Source organism: Lacrimispora struthionigena (assembly GCF_048627165.1).
Taxonomy (GTDB): domain Bacteria; phylum Bacillota; class Clostridia; order Lachnospirales; family Lachnospiraceae; genus Lacrimispora.
Genome location: NZ_JBMBWP010000002.1, coordinates 441,637 through 462,509 on the forward strand (window position 1 = coordinate 441,637; position 20,873 = coordinate 462,509).

A 20,873-nucleotide genomic window follows, 5' to 3' on the forward strand; every position below is an offset into this window, starting at 1 on the left:
TACTCAGCAGACCTTTATAATTAAAATTGTACAAACCCTTTCACTGGCTTTGCAGGTTCTACAGACTCGGCATAAAGTACCGGACCTTCCCCTTCATAATCTTTCCAGTATTCATAGGCTATCTTGGCTTTCACCCGAACCCACTGCTTTGTCTCAAGATCCTTGGCCTCTCTTGACTTAGTGATAAAGCCCAGAAATGTCATATCATCCTCACAGCAGGTCATGGCCATACGCCCCGGGACAAAGTAATTCTTTGGAAAATCGGGTGTTTTTAAAACCATTGCGGTAAATTCCACCGTCTTTCCTTCATAGCGATCCCGACGTTCCATACAGTCCAGGTACCAGATCCCATACGCTTCCGGTGATATCTCCACTAAATCAGCACTGATGTCATAAGGTAAGTCCTCTTCTGCAATTTCATTCACTTCCCCTTCTGAATCCTCAAATACGATTTCTCCTCGTGGACACATGGACTTTAATGTGCGGCGGTAGCCAGACAGATCTTCGATTCCATCACAGCGGTTGCAGATAATCATCTCGGAATTGCGTACCATGGCATATAAAAGGGACTTCATATTGGCAGCGTACAGATCAAAGGTAGACATATCGATCAGCGTTATCTGCTGGTAAACGTTCCAGTCATCCGGAAGCTTTAAATCATCTAAATTCCACATGCCATTCCATTCAATTAAGACTCTCTCCGGATTATACAAAAGTTCCAGTTCCAAAAGTCTCTCCTGGCTTAATTCCTCCAGACTGTTAATGTATACAGCTGCCGTTTTTGTTCTTTTCAGCAGCTCGTCACTGTACTCTGTTTCTCCCTCTTCACAGACAATGAGAAGTGTCTTCCCTTCCGCCTTAAAATAATCCTGTTCCATAGTGAATTGAAGGAATTGGGTCTTTCCTGACTCCAAAAATCCATCGATCAGGAAAACCGGCATAAAATCATCTTCCATTTCGTCGATATTACTCATGATTTCCTCCAGTCCAATTATTTGCCAAAGGCAAGTTTTAATTCTTCTTCTTTTAAATTAGCCCCGATTACACAAACTTTACCGGTGTACTCTGGGATACCATCTCTGATCTCATATTGTTCCGGAACCAGATCAAAATAAAGCCATGTTCCCTTTTCTATGCCCGGAATCATGCCTTTGGCACGAAGTACGTCTCCAAAACCATCGCCGTATGCAAGTTCGTCAAGAATCCGGTCAAGTGTCTCCTTGCTCATAGCAGATACATTCTCAACTCCCCAGCTGGTAAACACTTCGTCAGCATGATGGTGGTCATGACCGCAGCTGCAACCTTCTCCGTGTTCATGATCGTGGTCGTGGTCATGACCTCCGCAGCCGCAGCTTCCTTCTTCGTGATCGTGGTCGTGGTCGTGGTGATGGCCTCCGCAGCCACAGCTTCCCTCTTCATGATCATGATCATGGTCGTGGTCGTGGTGATGGCCTCCGCAGCCACAGCTTCCCTCTTCATGGTCGTGATCGTGGTCATGGTGATGGCCTCCGCAGCCACAGTTTCCCTCTTCATGATCATGATCGTGGTCGTGGTGATGGCCTCCGCAGCCACAGCTTCCCTCTTCATGGTCATGATGGTGATCATGATGCTCTTTCAGCTCCTTTAAAAGGTCTTCTTCCATCGTGTCCGGCTTCTCAATAATCTCAAGGAGCTGTTGTCCAGTTAACTCATCACAGGGAGTTGTAACAACTGCTGCTTTTGGATTCAGTTCTCTGATTATTTCAACTGCAAGATCCACTTTGTCAGCGGGTGCAATATCGGTACGGCTAAGTACCACTGTTCCGGCATTTTCAATCTGATTGTTAAAAAACTCACCAAAATTCTTCCGGTACATCTTACACTTCTGAGCATCTACAATGGTGACAGCACTGTTAAGCGTTACCTGGATCTCAGCTGCCACATCCTTAACCGCTTTCATTACATCGGATAATTTACCCACGCCGGAAGGTTCAATAATAATACGGTCTGGATGGTAGGTTGTAAGTACTTCTTTCAAGGATTGTCCAAAATCACCAACCAGAGAACAGCAGATACAGCCGGAGTTCATTTCCCTGATTTCCACGCCGGAATCCTTTAAAAATCCACCATCAATTCCGATCTCACCAAATTCATTTTCAATCAGGATAACCTGCTCACCAGATACAGCCTCCTGCAGAAGTTTCTTAATAAAAGTCGTTTTTCCGGCTCCAAGAAAACCGGATATAATATCAATCTTTGTCATACGAATCAATACCTCTTTTCTTTCCAGAGTTTAACAGGAACTACAACTACTTATTGTGTCACAAACAATGAACAAAGTCAAGCAGAGGCCCCATGGTTTTTCTCTGCATATTGTTAACGTTTTATCAGTTTTATATAAAATAATAAAAAAAACTTGAATTTTGGTTATACTATGGTAAAATACATGCAACTGCTTTGGCTTAAGGTCAAATGTGTGCACCAAACAAAAAGGAGATTTTTAAACATGGAAAAACGCGGCGTAAAAGAATTCCTGAAAAGGAAGAACGTCACTATCACAGTCCAGACCTATCTCATTGACGCATTGGGTGCTATGGCATTTGGCCTTTTTGCGTCTCTATTGATCGGAACCATCTTCGGTACCCTGGGCAAGCAGTTCAACTTAGAACTGTTTAACGTGATTTCAGATTTTGCAAAAAGTGCCACAGGTGCAGCTTTGGGTGTGGCCATCGCCTATGCCCTTCATGCTCCTGCTCTGGTACTGTTCTCTGCAGCTACTGTAGGGATTGCGGGCAATGCCCTTGGCGGACCGGTGGGCGCGCTGGCAGCAACAGTAATTGCAACGGAACTGGGGAAAATGGTTTCAAAGGAAACCCGGCTGGATATCCTTGTGACACCCGGCGTCACGATTATTTCCGGTGTTCTGGTAGCTCAGTTTGTCGGACCCGGTGTGGCCGGATTTATGAACTGGTTTGGCAGCATTGTAAAAACAGCAACCGAGCTGCAGCCATTCTACATGGGCATACTGGTATCCGCTCTCATCGGAATCGCTCTTACCCTTCCCATCAGCAGCGCAGCCATCTGTATTGCCCTTTCCCTGGACGGGCTGGCAGGCGGAGCTGCAACGGCGGGATGCTGTGCTCAGATGGTTGGATTTGCCGTTCTCTCCTTCCGGGAAAACGGAGTAGGCGGGCTTATGGCTCAGGGACTTGGTACCAGCATGCTGCAGATGGGAAATATCGTAAAAAATCCTAAGATCTGGATTCCCCCTACAGTGGCATCCATGATCACCGGTCCTGTTGCAACCATGGTATTCCACTTAAAAAATATACCAGCGGGCTCGGGAATGGGAACCTGTGGACTGGTTGGCCCCATTGGTGTTTATACAGCCATGGGCGGGGGAAAAAGCATGTGGCTGGGTATTTTATTAGTCTGCTTTCTTCTGCCAGCTATTATCACACTGGTTCTTGGAGAACTGCTTAGAAAAGCAGGCTGGATTCAATTTGGAGACTTAAAACTGGATTTAAAATAAGAACATACAAAAAAGGAAACGGCAGGAACCAATTATTCTTCCCGTTTCCTTCTTTCTATCCATTATTATTTCCTGCTCTTTTTATCCTTACTCCTGCCCCCGTTACAACCCATACAGTTTTCACAGCCGCCGGATCCACAGCCGCCTCTGTTGTTTCGTAAGCTGCGGACAGCAAAAAATACCAGTACTATAATTATGATCAATATTACAATAGTTACCCAGTTCTCAGCCAGCCAAACAGACATCATTCCTCCGAATATCCTATTTCATCTCTTTTAATATACTGTCAATATGTTCTCTCCTGCCAATTACCATCAAATGCTCCTGCGCCTGTATAATATAGTCTGCAGGGGGCATAAGCTGTGCCCTTCCTTCCCGCTTAATTCCAAGAACACTGATATGATACAGGTTTCTGATATCAACTTCTCTGATGGATTTATGCACCCATTCCGGAAGGGGCGGGATCTCATAAATGGAATACTCAGGAGTCAGCTCAATGTAATCAAAAACATGATCTGTGCTGTAACGAACCGCCGTCTTTTCAGCAATATCCCGGTCAGGATAGATTACCTCATCAGCACCGTTTCTTAAAAGGAACTTAGCATGTATATCCCTGTTTGCCTTACTGATTACCCGTCTGCCTCCCAGTTCTTTCACCAGACTGGTGATTTCAAGGCTGCTTTGGAAGTTAGTGCCGATACACACAAAGCAGATATCAAAGTTGGAAATACCAAGACTTCTTAACACAGTTTCGTTGGTACAGTCACCAATCTTTGCACTTGTCACATAGGGAAGTAAATCCTCCAAGCATTCTTCCTTCTGATCTACGATCATAACATCATTGCCCAGACTTGCCATATTGATGCAAAGATGATGCCCAAACCTGCCAAGGCCAATAATTAAAATTGATTTCATGAATATACTCCTTTTCTTTATCCTACGTTAATTGCTTCTGCGGGTTGTTCCACATGAGCTATTTTATGATTTTGTACAAAAGCAAGGGCAAATGAAAGGCTGCCGATTCTTCCGCAGTACATCAGTAAAATGATAACAACTCTGGAAAATGTACTTAGATCTCTGGTTATTCCGGTGGTCATGCCCACCGTTCCTATGGCCGAAAACGTCTCAAACAGGATATCAGAAAAGCCCAGAGACTGATTAGCCATAATCATCAGAGATGCTGCAAGTGCAAGAAACAGATTGATTGTCAAAATGGTTCCTGCCCTCTTAATGGCCTCCTCCTGCAGACGCCTTCCAAATACATTGACTCCATAAGACTGTTTGATATTGGAATGAACACACATAAGAAGTACAAACAAGGTCGTGGTCTTAATACCTCCGGCAGTAGAACCCGGGCTTCCTCCAATAAACATAAGAATAATGGTAAGAAGCTTACTTCCATCAGTCAAAGCATGGGTATCCGTTGTATTAAAGCCTGCCGTTCTGGCCGTTACAGAACTGAACAGGGAAGTCAGTATCTGACCACTGGCATTCATTCCCACTAAGAGATTGTTTCTCTCAAGCAGATAGAACAGAAGTCCTCCGCCAAATACAAGGGTAAGGGTTGTAACCAGTACGATTTTGGTATGAAGCATATATTTATTAAAATGCAACCGGTTCTTATAAATATCATCCCATACGATAAATCCAATACCTCCGATAATAATCAGGGACATAATAACCAGATTAACCAGCCAGTCATCGTAGTATGATACAAAGGAATTATAAGGTTCTATATGCCCCATTAAGTCAAACCCCGCATTACAGAACGCAGATACGGAATGAAAAATACCATAAAAAACGCCTCTTAAAATTCCAAACTGGGGAACAAACCGGATTGATAATAAAATGGCTCCTGCACTCTCAAACAGAAAGGTACCTTTTATTATCCTTTTTGCAAGCCTTACCACTCCTCCGATCTGAAGCGTATTCACACTTTCCTGTAAAAGTCCCCGTTCTTTCAGGCCGATCTTGCGTCTCAGTACAATGGAAATAAAAACTCCCACCGTAACAAAACCAAGTCCGCCGATCTGTATCAGGGTCATGATCACAATCTGACCAAAAAGTGTCCACTGTGTCCAAGTATCCCTGACAACCAGCCCTGTCACGCAGGTCGCACTGGTGGCCGTAAACAGGCAATTGATAAAATTCTCTGACTGCCCATCCTTACTGGAAAAAGGGAGCATTAAAAGAAGTGCTCCTGCTAAAATAATACCCAAGAAACCGTAAGCCAGATACTGGGTCTGGCTTATATTCCACTTAAAACGCTTTTTTCGTTTTTTATCCATGATTGTGTTGCTGCCTTTCCTTTCTTACGGCTGATTCATCAGCATAGTATAGCACATTTTTTTCTAAAGGAAAAGGTAAGTTTTTAACATCCTATTAGTAAAATCACTTCTTATTTTTAACATTTACCTGAATCTGCCGACTGGTCTTTTTTACAAGCTCCGAAGGCTCATACTGGTCCTCATCAAATAAAAACTGATGTAGGCGTTTTACGTTGTCCTCCAGAGTAACCGGTATGACACAATCCCTCTTATTAATTTTAGCATCAATCATTTTAGTGGGAAATCCCTGATTTTCCGTCAAATGAAATCTCTTAATATTTTTCATAATCGGAATGATATCTTTCATTCCAATACTTGTTGAAATCTGGGGGAGTACGGCATTGGCCAACCGGTTTAAGGTGGGCAAATCTGCCTCCCTGGCTTTTTTCAGTGCCAGATTGGCAACCTCTCTCTGCCTTTCTGTCCGTTTAAAATCCGTATCCATTTTTCTAAGTCTGGCATATGCAACCGCCTGAACACCGTCTAAATGGTTGGGACCTTCCTTCTTTAAATGATGAGATCCCACACCTGTTGATTCCACAGTCTCTGTGATAAATCCATTGATTAACCGGAATTCATCGTGGCTGATATCCACATCGATCCCACCCAGAATATTAATGGCATCAGCAACCGCTTTCCAGGTAAAAGACGCATAATCATCAATATTAATATCCAGATTATCTGTCAGTGCTTCCAGCGCCTGTGCGGGGCCTCCGCTGAAGTAGGCTTCATTAATCTTATCAAACCGCCCCTTGTTATTCACTTTTAAATAAGTATCCCGATAAACAGAAACCGCTCTTATTTCCCCTGTTCCCAGGTTTATATTAAACAGCATCTGCATGTCAGATCTGGTTCCTTTTCCAAGTGTACCGTCTCTGGAATCCACTCCAAATACGGCAACAGTCCAATATCCCTCCATCTTTTCCTGGGTCTCAATGCTGATATTGGTATTTTGAATTTTAGGCATTTCCACTTCCGGCAGTTTTTGAGGCATATGAGTGATGTTCCATGCATATCCAATCATTGTTCCGATTAAAGAAGCCCAGACCGAAGCTATGATAACCAATCCCCACTTTAAATATTTCGAATTTGCCATGTTTCCTCCATCCTCTTCACAAAAAAAGAAGAGATCCATTTACGTATCTCCCCTTAATTTTCCATCATTTCGGATTTTTATTCAAAAACATGTTGAATCTCTCTGGGATGGCTGATAATATATTTGGGCTCAAATGCTTCCAGCTCCTGCCTGTCCCGAAATCCCCAAGTCACTCCTACCGTATCCATTCCTGCATTTCTGCCTGTCTTCATATCCGTATTGGTATCGCCAAAATACAGACAGGACGATGGCTGCAGTGAAAAACGTTCTGCCATTAAAAGAGCTCCGGCCGGATCTGGTTTTACCTTTATTCCATTTCCTTCTCCAATAATCTGGTCAAAAAAGTTTTTCCCATAAACACTCTCCACACATTCAACTGCCCGGTCGTGTCCTTTATTGGTCAGCACTCCTAATTTAATCCCCTTTGCTTTCAGATTCTTTAATAATTCAGGCATACCGTCATATGCCCTCACTTTATAAAGGCAGTTTTCCTGGAATGTCTTTTCATAGATCAGCAATGCCTCCTTATAATGAGTCAGTTCGTTATCTCCTGAATATAAAAGCGCCCGTTCCACCAGTTTGCGGTATCCATCTCCTACAAATTTTTTGGTATGGGCTTCGTCAATGGGAGCATAGCCAAATTCTCCCATAGTCAGGCTGATGCTGTGAGTCATGGACTGGATTGTGTCAATGATGGTTCCGTCTAAATCAAATATACAGCTTTTATACATGTTATACCTCCTGGCTGCAGTACTATATAAAAATTGTACTTCCTGTCCGGCTTTTAATCAACACTTTTCGTACTTTTTCGTATATCAGGCCTTTATTCGTCCATACTTTCAATATCACATACAAATAAAACAGGAGTCTATTATGAATAAACATTACAGATACTGGGCAATCGGATTAATCCTGGCATTTGCTTTTCTGATGATTGCCGTCTTTACAACTGTAAACTGGTACAAAATTAGAAAAGCAGCTCCGGAAAGCCTTCCTGCTGTAGAGGTTAACCGGAATTTAGATAACGTTATGGCAGAAACTCAAATGCCCCCGTCGTGACTGACAGGGGCATTTGATAACTATTATGATTCAGACTGAAGATTTTTCTTTAATGCTGCAAGAACCAGGCAGCCTGCAAAAGAGCCGACAATAATTGCAATCAGATAACCAAATGGATTGCCGATTGTAGGAAGAACAAAGATTCCGCCGTGAGGTGCTCTTAAGGTACATCCAAGTGCCATGGAAAGTCCGCCTGCTATTGCAGAGCCGATCATACAGGAGGGGATCACACGAAGAGGATCCGCTGCTGCAAAGGGAATTGCACCCTCAGAGATAAAGGACAGTCCCATGATATAGTTTACAAGACCGGACTGACGTTCTTTGTCTGTAAATTTCTTTTTAAAGAATGTGGTGCACAGTGCGATTGCGATAGGAGGAACCATACCGCCTGCCATAACTGCTGCCATGATATCGAAGTTTCCTTCAGCCAGCTGTGCCGTACCAAAGACGTAAGCTGCCTTATTAACCGGACCGCCCATATCCACTGACATCATGCCTCCAACTACTGCTCCAAGTATAATTTTACTTGTTCCGCCCATGCCGTTTAACAGACTGGTCAGTCCGTCATTAATCGCTCCCACAAACGGATTGATAAATGTGGTCACAACGGAAACAAGGAGAATACCTATTAACGGATAAAGAAGAACCGGTTTAATTCCCTCTAAGGATTTTGGAAGTTTTTTAAATGCACCCTTTAATAACAGAACAATATAACCACCGATAAAACCAGCAAGCAATGCTCCAAGGAATCCGGAGTTTACGCTTCCGCCGCCAGGATTTGCAAAGGTAGCTCCCATTTTAGCAATCAAACCGCCCACAAAACCGACAGCCAGACCTGGACGGTCAGCAATACTCATGGCAATATATCCTGCCAGCACTGGGAGCATCATTCCAAATGCCTGCTCTCCAATTGTTTTTAAATAAGCCGCAAGCGGTGTGTTTTTACCAAAATTAGAAGGGTCAATGGAATAATCATCAAACAGGAATGCAAGTGCGATTAAGATACCGCCGCCAATAACAAAGGGAAGCATATGAGAAACGCCGTTCATTAAATGCTTGTAAATAGAACGACCCACACCCTCTTGTCTTGCATCTTCTCCAGAAGCTTTAGCACCACTATAGTGGTAAACCGGAGTTTCACTGCTTACTGCACGTTTGATCAGTTCTTCACCTTTTTGAATTCCCTCAGAAACGGTTGCCACAACAACACGTTTCCCATCAAAACGGGACATATCCACATTCTTATCAGCTGCAATAATAATACCGTCTGCTGCAGCGATTTCGTCCTTTGTCAGTGCATTTCCGATCCCCTCTGCGCCGTTTGTTTCTGCTTTAAGAGGAATTCCTAACTTTTTACCCTTCTGTTCCAGGTTTTCAGCTGCCATAAAGGTATGTGCAATTCCGGTGGGACAGGCTGTTACTGCCAGAACACGGTAACCACTCTTAACTTCTTTTGGTTTTGCTGTTCTGCCAGCTTCTTTTTCATCAATCAGACGCAGAAACTCTTCCTTGGAACCTGCATGAATCAATGATTCCTTAAAATCCGGATCCATTAACAGAGTCGATAATTTAGACAGTGCCTCCAGATGAACATCTGCTTCTCCATCTGGTGCTGCAATCATAAAAATGATCGTGGACAGGGAACCGTCATAGGCGTCATAATCCACTCCGTCCGGTACTACAATTGCTGCAAGGCCTGGCTCTTTTACTGCCGCTACCTTCGCATGGGGAATGGCAATTCCATCTCCCACTGCAGTACTGCCAAGTGCTTCTCTTGCCAGAATGCCTTCCTTATAGGCTGCTTTGTCTCCCAGTCTTCCCGCAGCATCCATCAAATCCACCAAACGATCGATGGCCCCTTCCTTACTGGAAACACGAACCCCAAGCTCCACACTTTCTTTTTTCAGTAAGTCTGTAATCTTCATCAAAACCCCTCCTTTAATAATTCATTGTAAAGCTTCATAATATCTTCCTTCCCTGCAAGGCCATCGGAAAATGCGGTGGCACTTCCTGCAGCGCTTCCAAGACGCAGAGCATGTTCATAACTGCCGTTTTCTAAGTATCCTGCAACAAAGCCTGCTACCATAGAATCTCCGGCTCCAACAGAGTTTTTCACAGTTCCGGAGGGAACTCCCATGGTAAAAACTTCTCCCTTTTCCGTAATCAGAACTGCACCGTCTCCTGCCATGGAAACCAGTACATTCTCAGCACCCTTTTCCTGAAGGAGTTTTCCATAATGGATAATTTCATCAACACTTTTAAGCGTTACACCGAACATCTCCCCTAGTTCGTGATTGTTTGGTTTTATCAGAAACGGATGATAATAAAGCACATTTGAAAGTAAATCCCGGGTCGCATCAACCACAATGCGGATCCCCCTTTTATCCAGATACTCCATGATCCGTTCATAAATATCATCATTCAGTGATGCAGGAATGCTTCCTGATAAAATCAGGATATCCCCATTTGTAAGACAGTCAAGCTTTTCATAAAGCTTTTCCACATCTTTTTTCGTGATCTTTGGTCCGCTTCCGTTAATTTCTGTCTCTTCACCGGATTTGAGCTTTACATTAATTCTGGACATTCCCTGTTCAACATGAATAAAATCACTTCGAAATCCCAGATTTTTCACTCTGCGTTCAATCTCGTCTCCGGTAAATCCAGCGACAAAGCCTAACGCAGTATTCCCGTATCCCAGTGTAGCCAGAACGGTTGATACGTTCAGCCCCTTCCCTCCGCAGTAAATGTCTTCCTGCTCAGTTCTGTTAACGGTTCCCAGTGTGAAGTGATCTACTTTTACGACATAATCGAGAGCCGGATTAAATGTTACTGTGTAAATCATATATCACTGCTCCTTCTTTATATAAAATTTTATTTCATCCCCTCGTCTATACTATAATACGATTGTTTTATTTCGTCAATAAGTTTATGCAGGAAATATTATTTCTTATATCATTTCGTCGCTTTGCACAATTAGTGATAAAACAACCCTTATTGTACCCCTGTTTTTTGTGCTATTTCCCCATATACCATTATTCCCCAAAGAAACTGCTAAGATTCATCCCTTTGAATCAAAAAAAAGAGAACCTTACGGCTCTCCTTATTTTTTATCATCAGATATAGCAATTTCGTGACGTCTGATATGATCATGTGAATTCTTCCTGCTGACCGATAAAAAGAGATATAAGATCTCCATTACGGTTGTAGCCGATACTCTGGAAAAACAAAATTCACCTAAAAGCAGTTTCTCCCTGGTTGCCGTCGTGATGTGAAGATCGCAGGCCTGTCCCAGAGGCGAAGACGGATTATTGGTGATTGCAATGGTAGGAACATGGTTTTCCTTAGCTACTGCCACCAGAGTCATAAGCCGTTTGGAAAAACCGGAATTGGATATGATAATGACCGCATCCTCCGGCCCCATATTGCAGGTATATGCCATCTGGGTCTCCCAAATGGTTCCAGATACAGTGGCAATTCCCAGTTGATTGAATTTAAAGGCGCCGTCAAGTGCTACGGGGATGGTATTGCCCACTGCCACCAGCTGGACTGTTCTGGCTTTTTCTATCATGGTTAAGATCTGATCAAGCTCTGCCGGTTCCATCATGGAAATGGTCTGGGTCAGTTCCGCCACTTTATTGGCCAGGATATTCTGAAGAGACTGACCGATATTATCACGGCTGATGTCATTGGAAACTTCAATGGAATTGCCCCGTTCTTCCGCCACCTCTTTCGCCAGATTAATCTTTAGATGATGAAAGCCATTAAATCCGCATCTTCTGCAGAATCTGGATACTGTGGCATCGCTTGTTCCGCTTGCTAAAGCCAGCTCTGCTACTGTCATGTCTATAATATCACTTTTATTTGAGAGAATGAAATCCGCAATCTTTTTCTCTGCTTCAAAAAAAGAATCGTAGGATGAGCAGAGAACTCCGGACACACTTATACTTTCCTGCATATATGGTTTACCTCTAATTCATGTAATTTTATTTCATCATTATATATGATATGAAATAAATTGTAAAGCATGGACTATTCTTTCCCCGACGTCAGAAGAAATACCGTGGAGAGAATGCACACAAATCCCACAAAATCCATAAGACCAAAGTTAACGCCCATATAAATCACAGAAAAAACAGTGGCTGACACTGGCTCTACCGATGCCAGAAGACTCCCTTTCTTAGGTCCCACACAGTTGACGCCTTCCATATAGCAGGCAAATGCAATGATTGTGCCAAACACAATAATAAGTGCCATTGCCGTAACAGCCGCCCCATCAAGGAGAACGGTTTTCTCCCAGGGTCTGAAAATCAGACCAAGTAAAACTCCGCCAATAAGCATTCCCCATGCCGTTATTACCATAGAGCCATACTTGCTTAAAAGCCTTCCCGGCTGAGTGGTGTAAACTGCAAGGGCTCCCGCAGAGCACAGTCCCCAAAACAGTGCACGGTCTGAAATTGCAAGACTTCCAGGTTTTCCATGGGTTGCCAGTAAAAAAGTTCCTGCCATGGCAAGAGCTGCCGCAAGCAGTTCGTGTTTCTCAGGAATCTTTCCCGCCCGTGCGGAAACATAAAGCATAATCAGAACAGGTCCTATGTACTGAAGCACCGTTGCGGTACCTGCATTGGAATAACCAATGGCGGTGAAATAAGTATACTGGCACATGGACATGCCAACCATACCAAAGATGAGTAAATCCTTCATATCCTTTGGGTTTTTAAAGGGTGCAAAGATCTGCTTTCCCTGTTTCATAAAACAGATAATCAGCAGCAGAATTCCTGCACAAAGTAATCGCACCGGAACCAGCCAGTCGGAAGCCATTCCTTTCACCTGCAATAGATACTGCCCGCAGGTTCCCGATATTCCCCATAATATTCCGCCTGTTATGGTCAGAACGCTTCCCCGCTTAAGGCGTTTGTTCTCTGTCATCTTCATCGCTGTCTTCCTCTTTCGTTTCTTCTGTCCTGCCCTCCCATGTATTATGGTCTGAAGCCGTATCTCTTAATATCTGGTCAATCTGGGCAAATAGCCGGCTGTCCGGCAGGTTCCTCTGCCATAAGCGAAATGCTGTGGTGGATTTAATCTCTCTGGCATCGATGGGTCTTCCGGCGCAATAATCACTGTTTAAATCCCCATACAGCTTTGCCATCTCCTCAATCTGTTCTCTTGGAAGGTTCTTAATCTGGCTGCTCACCTGCTCATACACCACATCTTTTAAGCTTTTTTCCGCATATCCGCTAAAGCTTAAAAGGTTTTCATCCGATGTTCCGGTTTTCTTACCCCAGTCCTCCACATCGGTTCGTTCCGTGGTATAAATAAGCCGGTTGTCGCCGGTCCAGGTCAGGACACCGTACTGATTGGGGCTGATGGCAAAGGAGTTCGCAACCACTTCACTGATGTGGTAATCTGCCCCCACTTCACCCGGTTCCTGTTTGTAAGTCTTGGTTTTCTGCAAATGCAGATGACCGCTTATATAAAGAGGAATCCGGTAGCTCTCCAATAAACGTACTACATCCTGGCTGTTTTCCAGGGTACAGTCCTCCGGATATAAAATACTCTCTTTTAAAAGGTTATGGTGGGCAATTACCACAACCGATACACCCAGCTTTTTCGCTTCTTCCAGCTGTGTTTTCATCCAGTCAAGGGTTTCTTCTTTTATTCTTCCCCCTACTTTGTTATAAGGTTCATACTGAGCAGAATCAACCATAAGAAGCCAGTTTTTTTCGTCCAGTTCATAGACATAACTAAGAGAGTTCTGATCCAGACTTCTGGCCTGATCGTATCCGAATCTGCGGTAAATATCATAGAAATCCTTTTCGTTTGCTTCCTGTATGGGTTCCTTTTCCTTACCAAAATAAGATGCTGCCGCATGATTATTAATATCATGGTTTCCAGGTATCACAAGAACTTTTACTCCCTTTTCTTCCAGAACCGCTAATTTTTCAGCCAGCGCCTCATGTCCCTTTTTCTCTCCATTTAAAGTTAAATCACCGCTTAAAATCACCGCGGCAGGCTTCTTTTTCTCCATCTGGTCTGTAAATGCATCCATAATCTGTGGAATATAGCGGACTACCTTACCATCGTCCAGCTTTTCCAGCTCATCGAAAGCTTCCCCGTAATCCGTCAGCTCCGGTGAAAAATAATGGACGTCTGATGCAATTACAACGACTGGAGGCTGGTACGGTTTTTCCTCTTCTTTCGATTCTTCCACTGCCATTTCAGTACAGCGGGGAAGAGAAGGGCGTGTGGCCTCTTTCGTACATTGTTCCGTCTCAACAGCAGAAAACGTTTCCCTGCTGTCTTTTGTCTCCGGTTCTTCCTCTGTATAAGGTACTGCTGTACTTTCCGTCGCCTTGTTATCGTCTCCGTCCTTTGTATGAGGAGAATGAACTTTCTGTAACAACAGGACAATGAGAAAGCACAGCAGAAGCATAACTGCATAGATACAAACCAGAAATATGTTCTTCTTTCGCTTATTCATCTGATTCCATAAAGATCCTTTCTGGTTCTTCCCATGGAATCATACCATGTTTTTTATGCAGGAGCAACCCTGGTATTTAACGTTAGTACCACCTGGTAAGGGGGAGCTCATTATTAATTCCCTTTGATATAAGGATCTGGTGCAGATCAATGATTCCGTTATGAAATGTTGCTGCGCAGGCATTTAAATACAAGTCCCACATCCTCACAAATTCAGTTCCCATCTTTTTTTCGATCTGATCCCTGTTTTCATTAAAATTCTGATCCCAGTGGCGCAGTGTTTTATAATAATGGCGTCTGAGACTTTCCACATCCAAAACATAAAATCTATGATCACTTAAGAGATTTATCATTTCTCTGAGACTGGGCACCATGCCTCCCGGAAAAATATATTTTTTCATCCAGGGATCTCCCGGATACTCCCTCAGCGCGCTGATAAAATGTAACAGGAACAGCCCTCCCGGCTTTAAAACGGACTCTGCACTTTTAATAAAGAGATCATAATTTTCTCTCCCAACGTGCTCCACCATTCCCACACTGGCCACCCGGTCAAAGGTCCTTCCGCTTTTAGGCAGATCTCTGTAATCCATTAATTCTACGGTAATACGATCAGACAGACCCAGAACCTCAATCCGCCTTTCAAATTCCTTTTTCTGCTCTGCGCTTAATGTAATCCCTACCCCTTTTACACCGTATTCCTCTGCCGCCCTTATTAACAGATAACCCCAGCCGCAGCCAATGTCCAAAAGGGTCATGTCCTCTTTTAAGCAAAGTTTCTTTAAGATGCGTTCCACTTTATTGCACTGAGCCTCATAAAGGGTATCATTTTCTGTCTTAAAATAACCACAGGAATAGCTCATTGTATCATCGAGCCACAGACTGTAGAAATCATTTCCGATGTCATAATGAGAAGCAACTTCCTTTTCCTGATTTTTTTTGGAAAGAGAAGTAAAAAAAAGTGTTTTTAGTTTTTTCTGATCTGCCGTAAAAGCCGCCATTTGTCCCATAAAATGATCCAGTGCCTGGAATAAATCTCCCTCGATATCCAGATTCCCCTTCATATAGGCTTCGCCCAGTGCAAGGGAAGTACTGGACAGCAGCTTACTGCTGTCAATTTCCTCTTTCATACTGACTGTAAATACTGGATTCCCCTCACCGATTAAATGGGTTTTTCCGTGAAGTTTTACTTCAAACGGATATTGGTCAAATCTTTGAAGATACGTGATTAAATATTGATCCGATATAAGTTTCATGGGCTTTCCTCCATTTCAGTGATAACCACTTACATAGATTCTTGCCCATTTATTTCCATCTTATAATATTTCGTCAAAACAGATCTCCGCTTTTTCTATCGTGCACAAAGATAATATATATCTTTCTTTCAGGCAATACTGGACCAACTGCACTCCAGGAACAGAACATGTAATACCATCCGGTCTCAGTTCAAAGGAAAACTCCGTAAGAGGAATGGTGATCCCCCACCCCCCGGCTTTTACATAACTCTCCTTCAGTGTCCAGATCTTAAAAAAGAAGGCAGTCTGTTCTTCTCCCTTAAGTTTATAAAACTGCTCCTTTTCCTGTTCTGACATCACCTTGCGGATAATTTTTTCTGAAAATGGGCGAATTTCTTCCACATCAATCCCCATGGGTACATCTCCAATTGCACACGCAGCCAGTCCTGCTGTATGACTGATGTTATGAAAGATATGGGGATATTCCTTTAATTGAGGTTTGCCATGTACTCCCTTTATAACCGGAATTGGATTGCAATCAACATAATTAATCCCATAATCTATCTTTAATCCCTTTCGAAGGAGCAGCTCCCCCTTAAGATGTTCTGTTTCCCGTTTATTCTCACCCTCAGCTAAATTAAATTCTTCCGCGTAAATTTTTATCATACTAAATTTTCCTCTGTTTATTTTTCTATCTGGCTCCACGTTCTGTTCTCTGCCGGATTCCCGTGACAGAAATATATTTTTCTTGCTCCAAGAGCACTGATTTTTTCCGCACTTTTAATCATGGCTTCCCGATCACAGTAAATCATGGGAAGTCCGGGATAAAATAAGTTCATCAGGGCATCTCCCACAAAAACAGCCCGTTTCTCCAGTTCCAGCCCGATGGAGCCTCTGGTATGACCGGGCAGTTCAATAATTGTCCCGTCAATGCCGTATTCATCCAACCTGTCTCCCTCTTTTAAAAAAATATCAGGTGTAAAATCAAAAATAACAGATTCTTCAAAGTTTTTTGCAGCAACATCGGCCACTACCATCCCTAAAAGGCCCTGATAAGACACAGGTTCTTTAAAGTTATCCTTAAGAATCCCCAGATCATCTCTGTGGATTGCCAGAGGGGCTTTTAACTCTTTTGATAAATGGGCCGCATTCTGTACCTGTTCTATATGACCATGAGTCAGAATAATGAGTTCTACCCTGCTCTTTTTACAATGATTTAGAATCTTTTCTTCAAAGCCTTTTCTACCGGTGTCAATCAGAATGGCTCTCTCTTTTTTTTCTATCAGATAACAGTTTTCACTTCCGCACCTGATCCTCTTTATTTCCGCCATCTATCCTTCTCTCACTTTCTCATACATTCCCACTTAATGCCCTTTTATAACGGGTATCACTGTTTATTCTATTGAGAAAGTATCTCAGATATTCCACCAATTACTTAAGCATATCATTTATTTCTCCCTACATCAAACCCTTTTCGCAAAATGAAAAAAAGACCTGCAAGTCTTATCTTCGACCTGCAGGCCTTACTCACTCTTAATTAGGAACGGCGGATATGAAATGCATCCATTCCCGGATATACAGCACTCTCACCCAGTTCCTCTTCAATGCGAAGGAGCTGGTTGTATTTAGCCACACGCTCGCTTCTGCTTGGAGCTCCGGTCTTAATCTGACAGGTATTTAAAGCCACTGCCAGATCTGCAATGGTAGTATCTTCTGTCTCTCCGGAACGATGGGAAGCAATGGCAGTATACCCTGCCCTGTGAGCCATCTTAATGGCTTCCAGTGTCTCAGATACGGAACCGATCTGGTTGAGTTTAATGAGGATGGAATTACCGCATCCTTCTGTAATACCTTTCTTCAGACGTTCTGTATTCGTAACAAATAAATCATCACCTACCAGCTGGATCTTGTTTCCAAGTTCCCTGGTTAAAAGCTTCCAGCCTTCCCAGTCCTCTTCATCAAGTGCATCCTCAATGGAGTAGATGGGATATTTATCACAAAGCTGTTTCCAGTGTTCAATTAACTCTGCAGAAGTGTAATCCTTGCCGGATTTAGGCAGATGATACTGTCCCTTGCCTTCCCCTTTCCACTCACTGGAAGCTGCATCCATGGCAAGTACAAAGTCACGTCCAGGCTCATATCCTGCTTTTCTCACTGCTTCCAGAATCAGTTCAATGGCTGCGTCGTCGCTCTCTAAGTCAGGAGCAAAGCCGCCTTCGTCGCCTACTGAGGTTGCCAGGCCTTTTGCTTTCAAAATAGATGCCAGACAATGGAACACTTCGGTACACCAGCGTAGACCTTCCTTAAAGCTTGGTGCTCCTGCAGGCATGATCATAAATTCCTGAACATCTACGGTATTGGCGGCATGAGCTCCACCATTTAAAATATTCATCATGGGAACCGGAAGGCGGTTGCCTGTAATGCCTCCCAGGAACCGGTAAAGAGGAATTCCCATGCTCACTGCTGCTGCCCTGGCACAGGCAATGGATACTGCAAGAATGGCGTTGGCGCCAAGTCTTGATTTATCCGGTGTTCCATCGGCTGTAATCATCGCCTGATCGATTCCGTAAATATCAGATGCATCCATTCCTACCAATGCATAATGGATCACCGTATTAATATTGTGAACTGCGTTTAAAACGCCTTTTCCGCCGTAACGGGTCTTATCTCCGTCTCTTAACTCCAGCGCTTCAAACTCGCCGGTAGACGCTCCGCTTGGTGCGGCTCCTGTGGCAATGGTACCATCCGCTAAATGAACCTCCGCCTCAACAGTAGGATTTCCTCTTGAGTCAATAATTTCTCTTCCTATGACCTTTTCAATTTCCAGATAATTCATCATGATTTCTCCTTTTCTACTCTATACTTTCCAAAACGGTCAGAAGCTCCTCTACGGATTTCTTTCCGAATTCTACTACCTTATCATTGATAATCATACAGGGCACACTCATAATCTGATAGCGCTTCTTTAATTCCGGATAATAAGCAAGATCATAAGTCCATGCCTTTACTTTACCATTTTCCGCCGCAACTCTTCCTGCTGACATAACGGTGGTGGGACACATGGTACAGGATAATGAAACCGCAATCTTAATAGTCATTTCTTTGTCTAACCGGTGTATTCTGTCTTCTTCTTCCAAAGAAACAGATTGTCCCGGCCCTGCCGCATTATATAATCCGATAACAAAGGAATTAAACTCATGACCTCCAGGAATTCCATGGAAGCGGATTCCTGTTTCCGAACCATCTTCCCTTAAAACCAACAGAGCGGGAATTGTCTCATCCGGTTCTGGCTTATCAGATACCTGCTCTGTAAGAGATTCCACTTTATCTGAGATACCAGAGAGTTCCTGTAAAAAGGAATTCATCTCAACGGATAGCTGACTTTGATCCAAAAGTGCCTTTACAACAACTTTTTTCTGGAATTTTTCAAACAACACTTCTAACTGCTGTCTCATTTCGGAAGTAATAAAATTCTCTTCCCCTGAATCATCCTGCTGCTTTCTATTCTCACTTTTGTTATCCGCTTGTGCCTGAGGCTCCCGCGGAGACAAATGTAACTTCTCATAAACATCAGCCACATATTTTTCTAAGGACGTAGCGGCAACTGCACCGTCGGAAACAGCGGTTACCACCTGTCTTAAATTCTTGACACACACGTCACCGGCTCCATACACTCCGGGAATCCCCGTCATCTGATTGTGATCTGTGATGAGATAGCCGTGGCTGTCAAGCTCAAGCTTTCCTTTCACTATTTCAGTGTCAGGTACATAGCCTGCAAATACGAATATACCAAAGGATTCTCCCTCTGGCGCTTCATAAGTCCATTCTCTTCCAGTCTGATTATCCCGAAATCTGGCAGATTGTAAAAGCCTGTCACCAGCAGCTTCCACGATCTCAGTCTGATAATGAACTTCAATCTTTTCGTGATTTTTCGCTTTATCCGCTACGGAAGCGGCACAGGTAAAATCTTCTTCTCTGACAATGATGGTGACCTTTCTTGCATATTTGGTGAGAAATACAGCTTCTTCTGCTGCTGCAAATCCACCTCCAATTACAAACACATCCATTCCGGTGAAAAATTCACCGTCGCAGGTTGCACAGTAAGCCACTCCTCTGCCTTTGTATTCCCGCTCTCCTGCAAACCCCAGCATTCTGGGGTTTGCACCAAGAGCAAGAACAATTCCAAGGGTCTTAAAATCACCTTTATCGGTTTTCACAATTCGCATATCTCCGGAAAAATCAAAGTCTGTCACTTTTGCTATCTGAAATTCAGCGCCAAAGCTTTGTGCCTGGGCCCGCATCTTTTCTGTCAGCTCTGTGCCGTCTATTTTCTCGATTCCGGGATAATTTACTATTTCCGATGTAATGGTAATCTGACCACCAATTTTTTCCTTTTCCAGCACCAGAACCTTAAATCTGGCTCTGGCTGCATAAATGGCTGCGGAGAGACCTGCAGGACCTGCGCCTACAATAATTACGTCATAAAATTCAGCCATAGCATCCCGCCTTTACAGAAGCCCTACTAAATCCAGACTGGGCTTTAATGTCTTTTCACCAGGTTTCCATTTTGCAGGACAAACCTCATCTCCGTGTTTGGCAACAAACTGGGATGCCTCCACTCTTCGAAACAGTTCTTCTGCATTTCTTCCTACGTTGCCGGCAATCACTTCATAAGCGACGATAACTCCTTCGGGATTCACAACGAAGGTTGCCCGCTCCGCCATGCCTGATTCCTCAATCAGAACATCAAAGCTTCTTGCCAGTGCGCCTGTAGGATCCGCAAGCATGGGATACTGAATCTTTTTTATTGTCTTTGAAGCATCATGCCAGGCCTTGTGCACAAAATGGGTATCACAGGATACACTGTAAATTTCACAGCCCGCCTTTTTAAAATCCTCATATTTATCTGCAAGATCTTCCAGTTCCGTGGGGCAGACAAAAGTAAAATCCGCCGGATAAAAAAAGAATACGGACCACTTACCCAGAACATCCTTTTTAACAACTTCCTTAAATTCTCCATTTATAAAACTCTGTACTTTAAAATCACTGATCTCTTTTCCAATGAATGACATACAATATATCTCCTTTCCTGATGGCTATACTCAATTAATATGGCTTGTTTCGATTAAATTTATGAGTTAGTTGCTCCTAATTCATGGTATAATCATAGC

The 20,873-nt window shown here is 43.4% G+C and carries 20 protein-coding genes; 2 read left to right on the forward strand and 18 right to left on the reverse strand.

Annotated elements, in window-relative coordinates:
* Positions 1-20 precede the first annotated feature (20 nt).
* Both ACOAOT_RS11000 and ACOAOT_RS11005 read right to left on the reverse strand, forming a co-directional pair.
* On the reverse strand, positions 21-974 hold the full coding sequence (locus tag ACOAOT_RS11000) for a TIGR03943 family putative permease subunit (protein ID WP_420217002.1): 954 nt from the start codon (positions 972-974) through the stop codon (positions 21-23).
* Between the two features lie 17 nt (positions 975-991).
* A complete protein-coding gene (locus ACOAOT_RS11005; RefSeq protein WP_420217003.1) occupies positions 992-2,242 on the reverse strand; it encodes a CobW family GTP-binding protein in 1,251 nt (416 codons plus the stop codon).
* A gap of 243 nt (positions 2,243-2,485) precedes the next feature.
* On the opposite strand from ACOAOT_RS11005, the gene ACOAOT_RS11010 reads away from it, so the two are divergent.
* Positions 2,486-3,511, forward strand: a complete 1,026-nt coding sequence (locus ACOAOT_RS11010) for a PTS sugar transporter subunit IIC (RefSeq protein WP_420217004.1) — start codon at positions 2,486-2,488, stop codon at positions 3,509-3,511.
* Between the two features lie 65 nt (positions 3,512-3,576).
* On the opposite strand, the gene ACOAOT_RS11015 is transcribed toward ACOAOT_RS11010, so the two are convergent.
* The 5 genes from ACOAOT_RS11015 to ACOAOT_RS11035 form a co-directional block, all read right to left on the reverse strand.
* Positions 3,577-3,759 (reverse strand): FeoB-associated Cys-rich membrane protein, encoded by a 183-nt coding sequence (locus tag ACOAOT_RS11015; protein ID WP_420217005.1) that lies wholly within the window; start codon positions 3,757-3,759, stop codon positions 3,577-3,579.
* Positions 3,760-3,772: 13 nt separating this feature from the next.
* Positions 3,773-4,426: a potassium channel family protein gene (locus ACOAOT_RS11020; RefSeq protein ID WP_349670345.1), complete on the reverse strand. Its 654-nt coding sequence runs from the start codon at positions 4,424-4,426 to the stop codon at positions 3,773-3,775.
* Positions 4,427-4,443: 17 nt separating this feature from the next.
* Entirely contained in the window at positions 4,444-5,799 is a 1,356-nt protein-coding gene (locus ACOAOT_RS11025; RefSeq protein ID WP_420217006.1) for a TrkH family potassium uptake protein, read from the reverse strand.
* A gap of 103 nt (positions 5,800-5,902) precedes the next feature.
* Positions 5,903-6,934, reverse strand: a complete 1,032-nt coding sequence (locus tag ACOAOT_RS11030) for an LCP family protein (protein ID WP_420217007.1) — start codon at positions 6,932-6,934, stop codon at positions 5,903-5,905.
* 77 nt (positions 6,935-7,011) lie between these two features.
* Positions 7,012-7,665 (reverse strand): HAD family hydrolase, encoded by a 654-nt coding sequence (locus ACOAOT_RS11035; protein WP_420217008.1) that lies wholly within the window; start codon positions 7,663-7,665, stop codon positions 7,012-7,014.
* Positions 7,666-7,807: 142 nt separating this feature from the next.
* On the opposite strand from ACOAOT_RS11035, the gene ACOAOT_RS11040 reads away from it, so the two are divergent.
* Entirely contained in the window at positions 7,808-7,993 is a 186-nt protein-coding gene (locus tag ACOAOT_RS11040) for a hypothetical protein (RefSeq protein ID WP_104438470.1), read from the forward strand.
* Between the two features lie 23 nt (positions 7,994-8,016).
* Here the strand turns inward: ACOAOT_RS11040 and ACOAOT_RS11045 are convergent, their stop codons facing one another.
* From ACOAOT_RS11045 to ahpC, 11 genes are all read right to left on the reverse strand, one after another.
* Positions 8,017-9,918, reverse strand: coding sequence for a PTS fructose transporter subunit IIABC (locus ACOAOT_RS11045; RefSeq protein ID WP_420217009.1), 1,902 nt, complete (start codon positions 9,916-9,918; stop codon positions 8,017-8,019).
* Positions 9,918-10,835: a 1-phosphofructokinase gene (gene pfkB / locus ACOAOT_RS11050; RefSeq protein ID WP_420217010.1), complete on the reverse strand. Its 918-nt coding sequence runs from the start codon at positions 10,833-10,835 to the stop codon at positions 9,918-9,920. Before pfkB ends, ACOAOT_RS11045 begins: the two co-directional genes overlap by 1 nt.
* A 258-nt stretch (positions 10,836-11,093) precedes the next feature.
* A complete protein-coding gene (locus ACOAOT_RS11055) occupies positions 11,094-11,948 on the reverse strand; it encodes a MurR/RpiR family transcriptional regulator (protein ID WP_420217011.1) in 855 nt (284 codons plus the stop codon).
* Between the two features lie 74 nt (positions 11,949-12,022).
* Positions 12,023-12,925, reverse strand: a complete 903-nt coding sequence (locus tag ACOAOT_RS11060; protein WP_420217012.1) for a DMT family transporter — start codon at positions 12,923-12,925, stop codon at positions 12,023-12,025.
* A complete protein-coding gene (locus ACOAOT_RS11065; protein ID WP_420217013.1) occupies positions 12,897-14,471 on the reverse strand; it encodes a metallophosphoesterase in 1,575 nt (524 codons plus the stop codon). Before ACOAOT_RS11065 ends, ACOAOT_RS11060 begins: the two co-directional genes overlap by 29 nt.
* A gap of 82 nt (positions 14,472-14,553) precedes the next feature.
* Positions 14,554-15,723, reverse strand: coding sequence for a class I SAM-dependent methyltransferase (locus ACOAOT_RS11070; protein ID WP_420217014.1), 1,170 nt, complete (start codon positions 15,721-15,723; stop codon positions 14,554-14,556).
* Between the two features lie 60 nt (positions 15,724-15,783).
* Positions 15,784-16,368: a 4'-phosphopantetheinyl transferase family protein gene (locus ACOAOT_RS11075; protein ID WP_420217015.1), complete on the reverse strand. Its 585-nt coding sequence runs from the start codon at positions 16,366-16,368 to the stop codon at positions 15,784-15,786.
* A gap of 17 nt (positions 16,369-16,385) precedes the next feature.
* Positions 16,386-17,033, reverse strand: a complete 648-nt coding sequence (locus tag ACOAOT_RS11080) for an MBL fold metallo-hydrolase (RefSeq protein ID WP_420217016.1) — start codon at positions 17,031-17,033, stop codon at positions 16,386-16,388.
* Positions 17,034-17,239: 206 nt separating this feature from the next.
* Positions 17,240-18,538, reverse strand: coding sequence for a phosphopyruvate hydratase (gene eno / locus ACOAOT_RS11085; RefSeq protein WP_420219413.1), 1,299 nt, complete (start codon positions 18,536-18,538; stop codon positions 17,240-17,242).
* A 16-nt stretch (positions 18,539-18,554) separates the two neighbouring features.
* Positions 18,555-20,198 (reverse strand): FAD-dependent oxidoreductase, encoded by a 1,644-nt coding sequence (locus tag ACOAOT_RS11090; protein WP_420217017.1) that lies wholly within the window; start codon positions 20,196-20,198, stop codon positions 18,555-18,557.
* A 12-nt stretch (positions 20,199-20,210) separates the two neighbouring features.
* Entirely contained in the window at positions 20,211-20,774 is a 564-nt protein-coding gene (gene ahpC / locus ACOAOT_RS11095; protein WP_104438460.1) for an alkyl hydroperoxide reductase subunit C, read from the reverse strand.
* Positions 20,775-20,873 lie beyond the last annotated feature (99 nt).

Coding starts and splice junctions, on each gene's coding strand:
- ACOAOT_RS11030 (WP_420217007.1), bottom strand. CDS start 6,934: ATGGCAAATTCGAAATATTTAAAGTGGGGATTGGTTATCATAGCTTCG.
- ahpC (WP_104438460.1), bottom strand. CDS start 20,774: ATGTCATTCATTGGAAAAGAGATCAGTGATTTTAAAGTACAGAGTTTT.
- ACOAOT_RS11000 (WP_420217002.1), bottom strand. CDS start 974: ATGAGTAATATCGACGAAATGGAAGATGATTTTATGCCGGTTTTCCTG.
- ACOAOT_RS11090 (WP_420217017.1), bottom strand. CDS start 20,198: ATGGCTGAATTTTATGACGTAATTATTGTAGGCGCAGGTCCTGCAGGT.
- ACOAOT_RS11020 (WP_349670345.1), bottom strand. CDS start 4,426: ATGAAATCAATTTTAATTATTGGCCTTGGCAGGTTTGGGCATCATCTT.
- ACOAOT_RS11040 (WP_104438470.1), top strand. CDS start 7,808: ATGAATAAACATTACAGATACTGGGCAATCGGATTAATCCTGGCATTT.
- ACOAOT_RS11075 (WP_420217015.1), bottom strand. CDS start 16,368: ATGATAAAAATTTACGCGGAAGAATTTAATTTAGCTGAGGGTGAGAAT.
- ACOAOT_RS11045 (WP_420217009.1), bottom strand. CDS start 9,918: ATGAAGATTACAGACTTACTGAAAAAAGAAAGTGTGGAGCTTGGGGTT.
- ACOAOT_RS11070 (WP_420217014.1), bottom strand. CDS start 15,723: ATGAAACTTATATCGGATCAATATTTAATCACGTATCTTCAAAGATTT.
- ACOAOT_RS11035 (WP_420217008.1), bottom strand. CDS start 7,665: ATGTATAAAAGCTGTATATTTGATTTAGACGGAACCATCATTGACACA.
- ACOAOT_RS11055 (WP_420217011.1), bottom strand. CDS start 11,948: ATGCAGGAAAGTATAAGTGTGTCCGGAGTTCTCTGCTCATCCTACGAT.
- ACOAOT_RS11015 (WP_420217005.1), bottom strand. CDS start 3,759: ATGATGTCTGTTTGGCTGGCTGAGAACTGGGTAACTATTGTAATATTG.
- ACOAOT_RS11080 (WP_420217016.1), bottom strand. CDS start 17,033: ATGGCGGAAATAAAGAGGATCAGGTGCGGAAGTGAAAACTGTTATCTG.
- ACOAOT_RS11005 (WP_420217003.1), bottom strand. CDS start 2,242: ATGACAAAGATTGATATTATATCCGGTTTTCTTGGAGCCGGAAAAACG.
- ACOAOT_RS11010 (WP_420217004.1), top strand. CDS start 2,486: ATGGAAAAACGCGGCGTAAAAGAATTCCTGAAAAGGAAGAACGTCACT.
- ACOAOT_RS11060 (WP_420217012.1), bottom strand. CDS start 12,925: ATGAAGATGACAGAGAACAAACGCCTTAAGCGGGGAAGCGTTCTGACC.
- eno (WP_420219413.1), bottom strand. CDS start 18,538: ATGAATTATCTGGAAATTGAAAAGGTCATAGGAAGAGAAATTATTGAC.
- ACOAOT_RS11025 (WP_420217006.1), bottom strand. CDS start 5,799: ATGGATAAAAAACGAAAAAAGCGTTTTAAGTGGAATATAAGCCAGACC.
- pfkB (WP_420217010.1), bottom strand. CDS start 10,835: ATGATTTACACAGTAACATTTAATCCGGCTCTCGATTATGTCGTAAAA.
- ACOAOT_RS11065 (WP_420217013.1), bottom strand. CDS start 14,471: ATGAATAAGCGAAAGAAGAACATATTTCTGGTTTGTATCTATGCAGTT.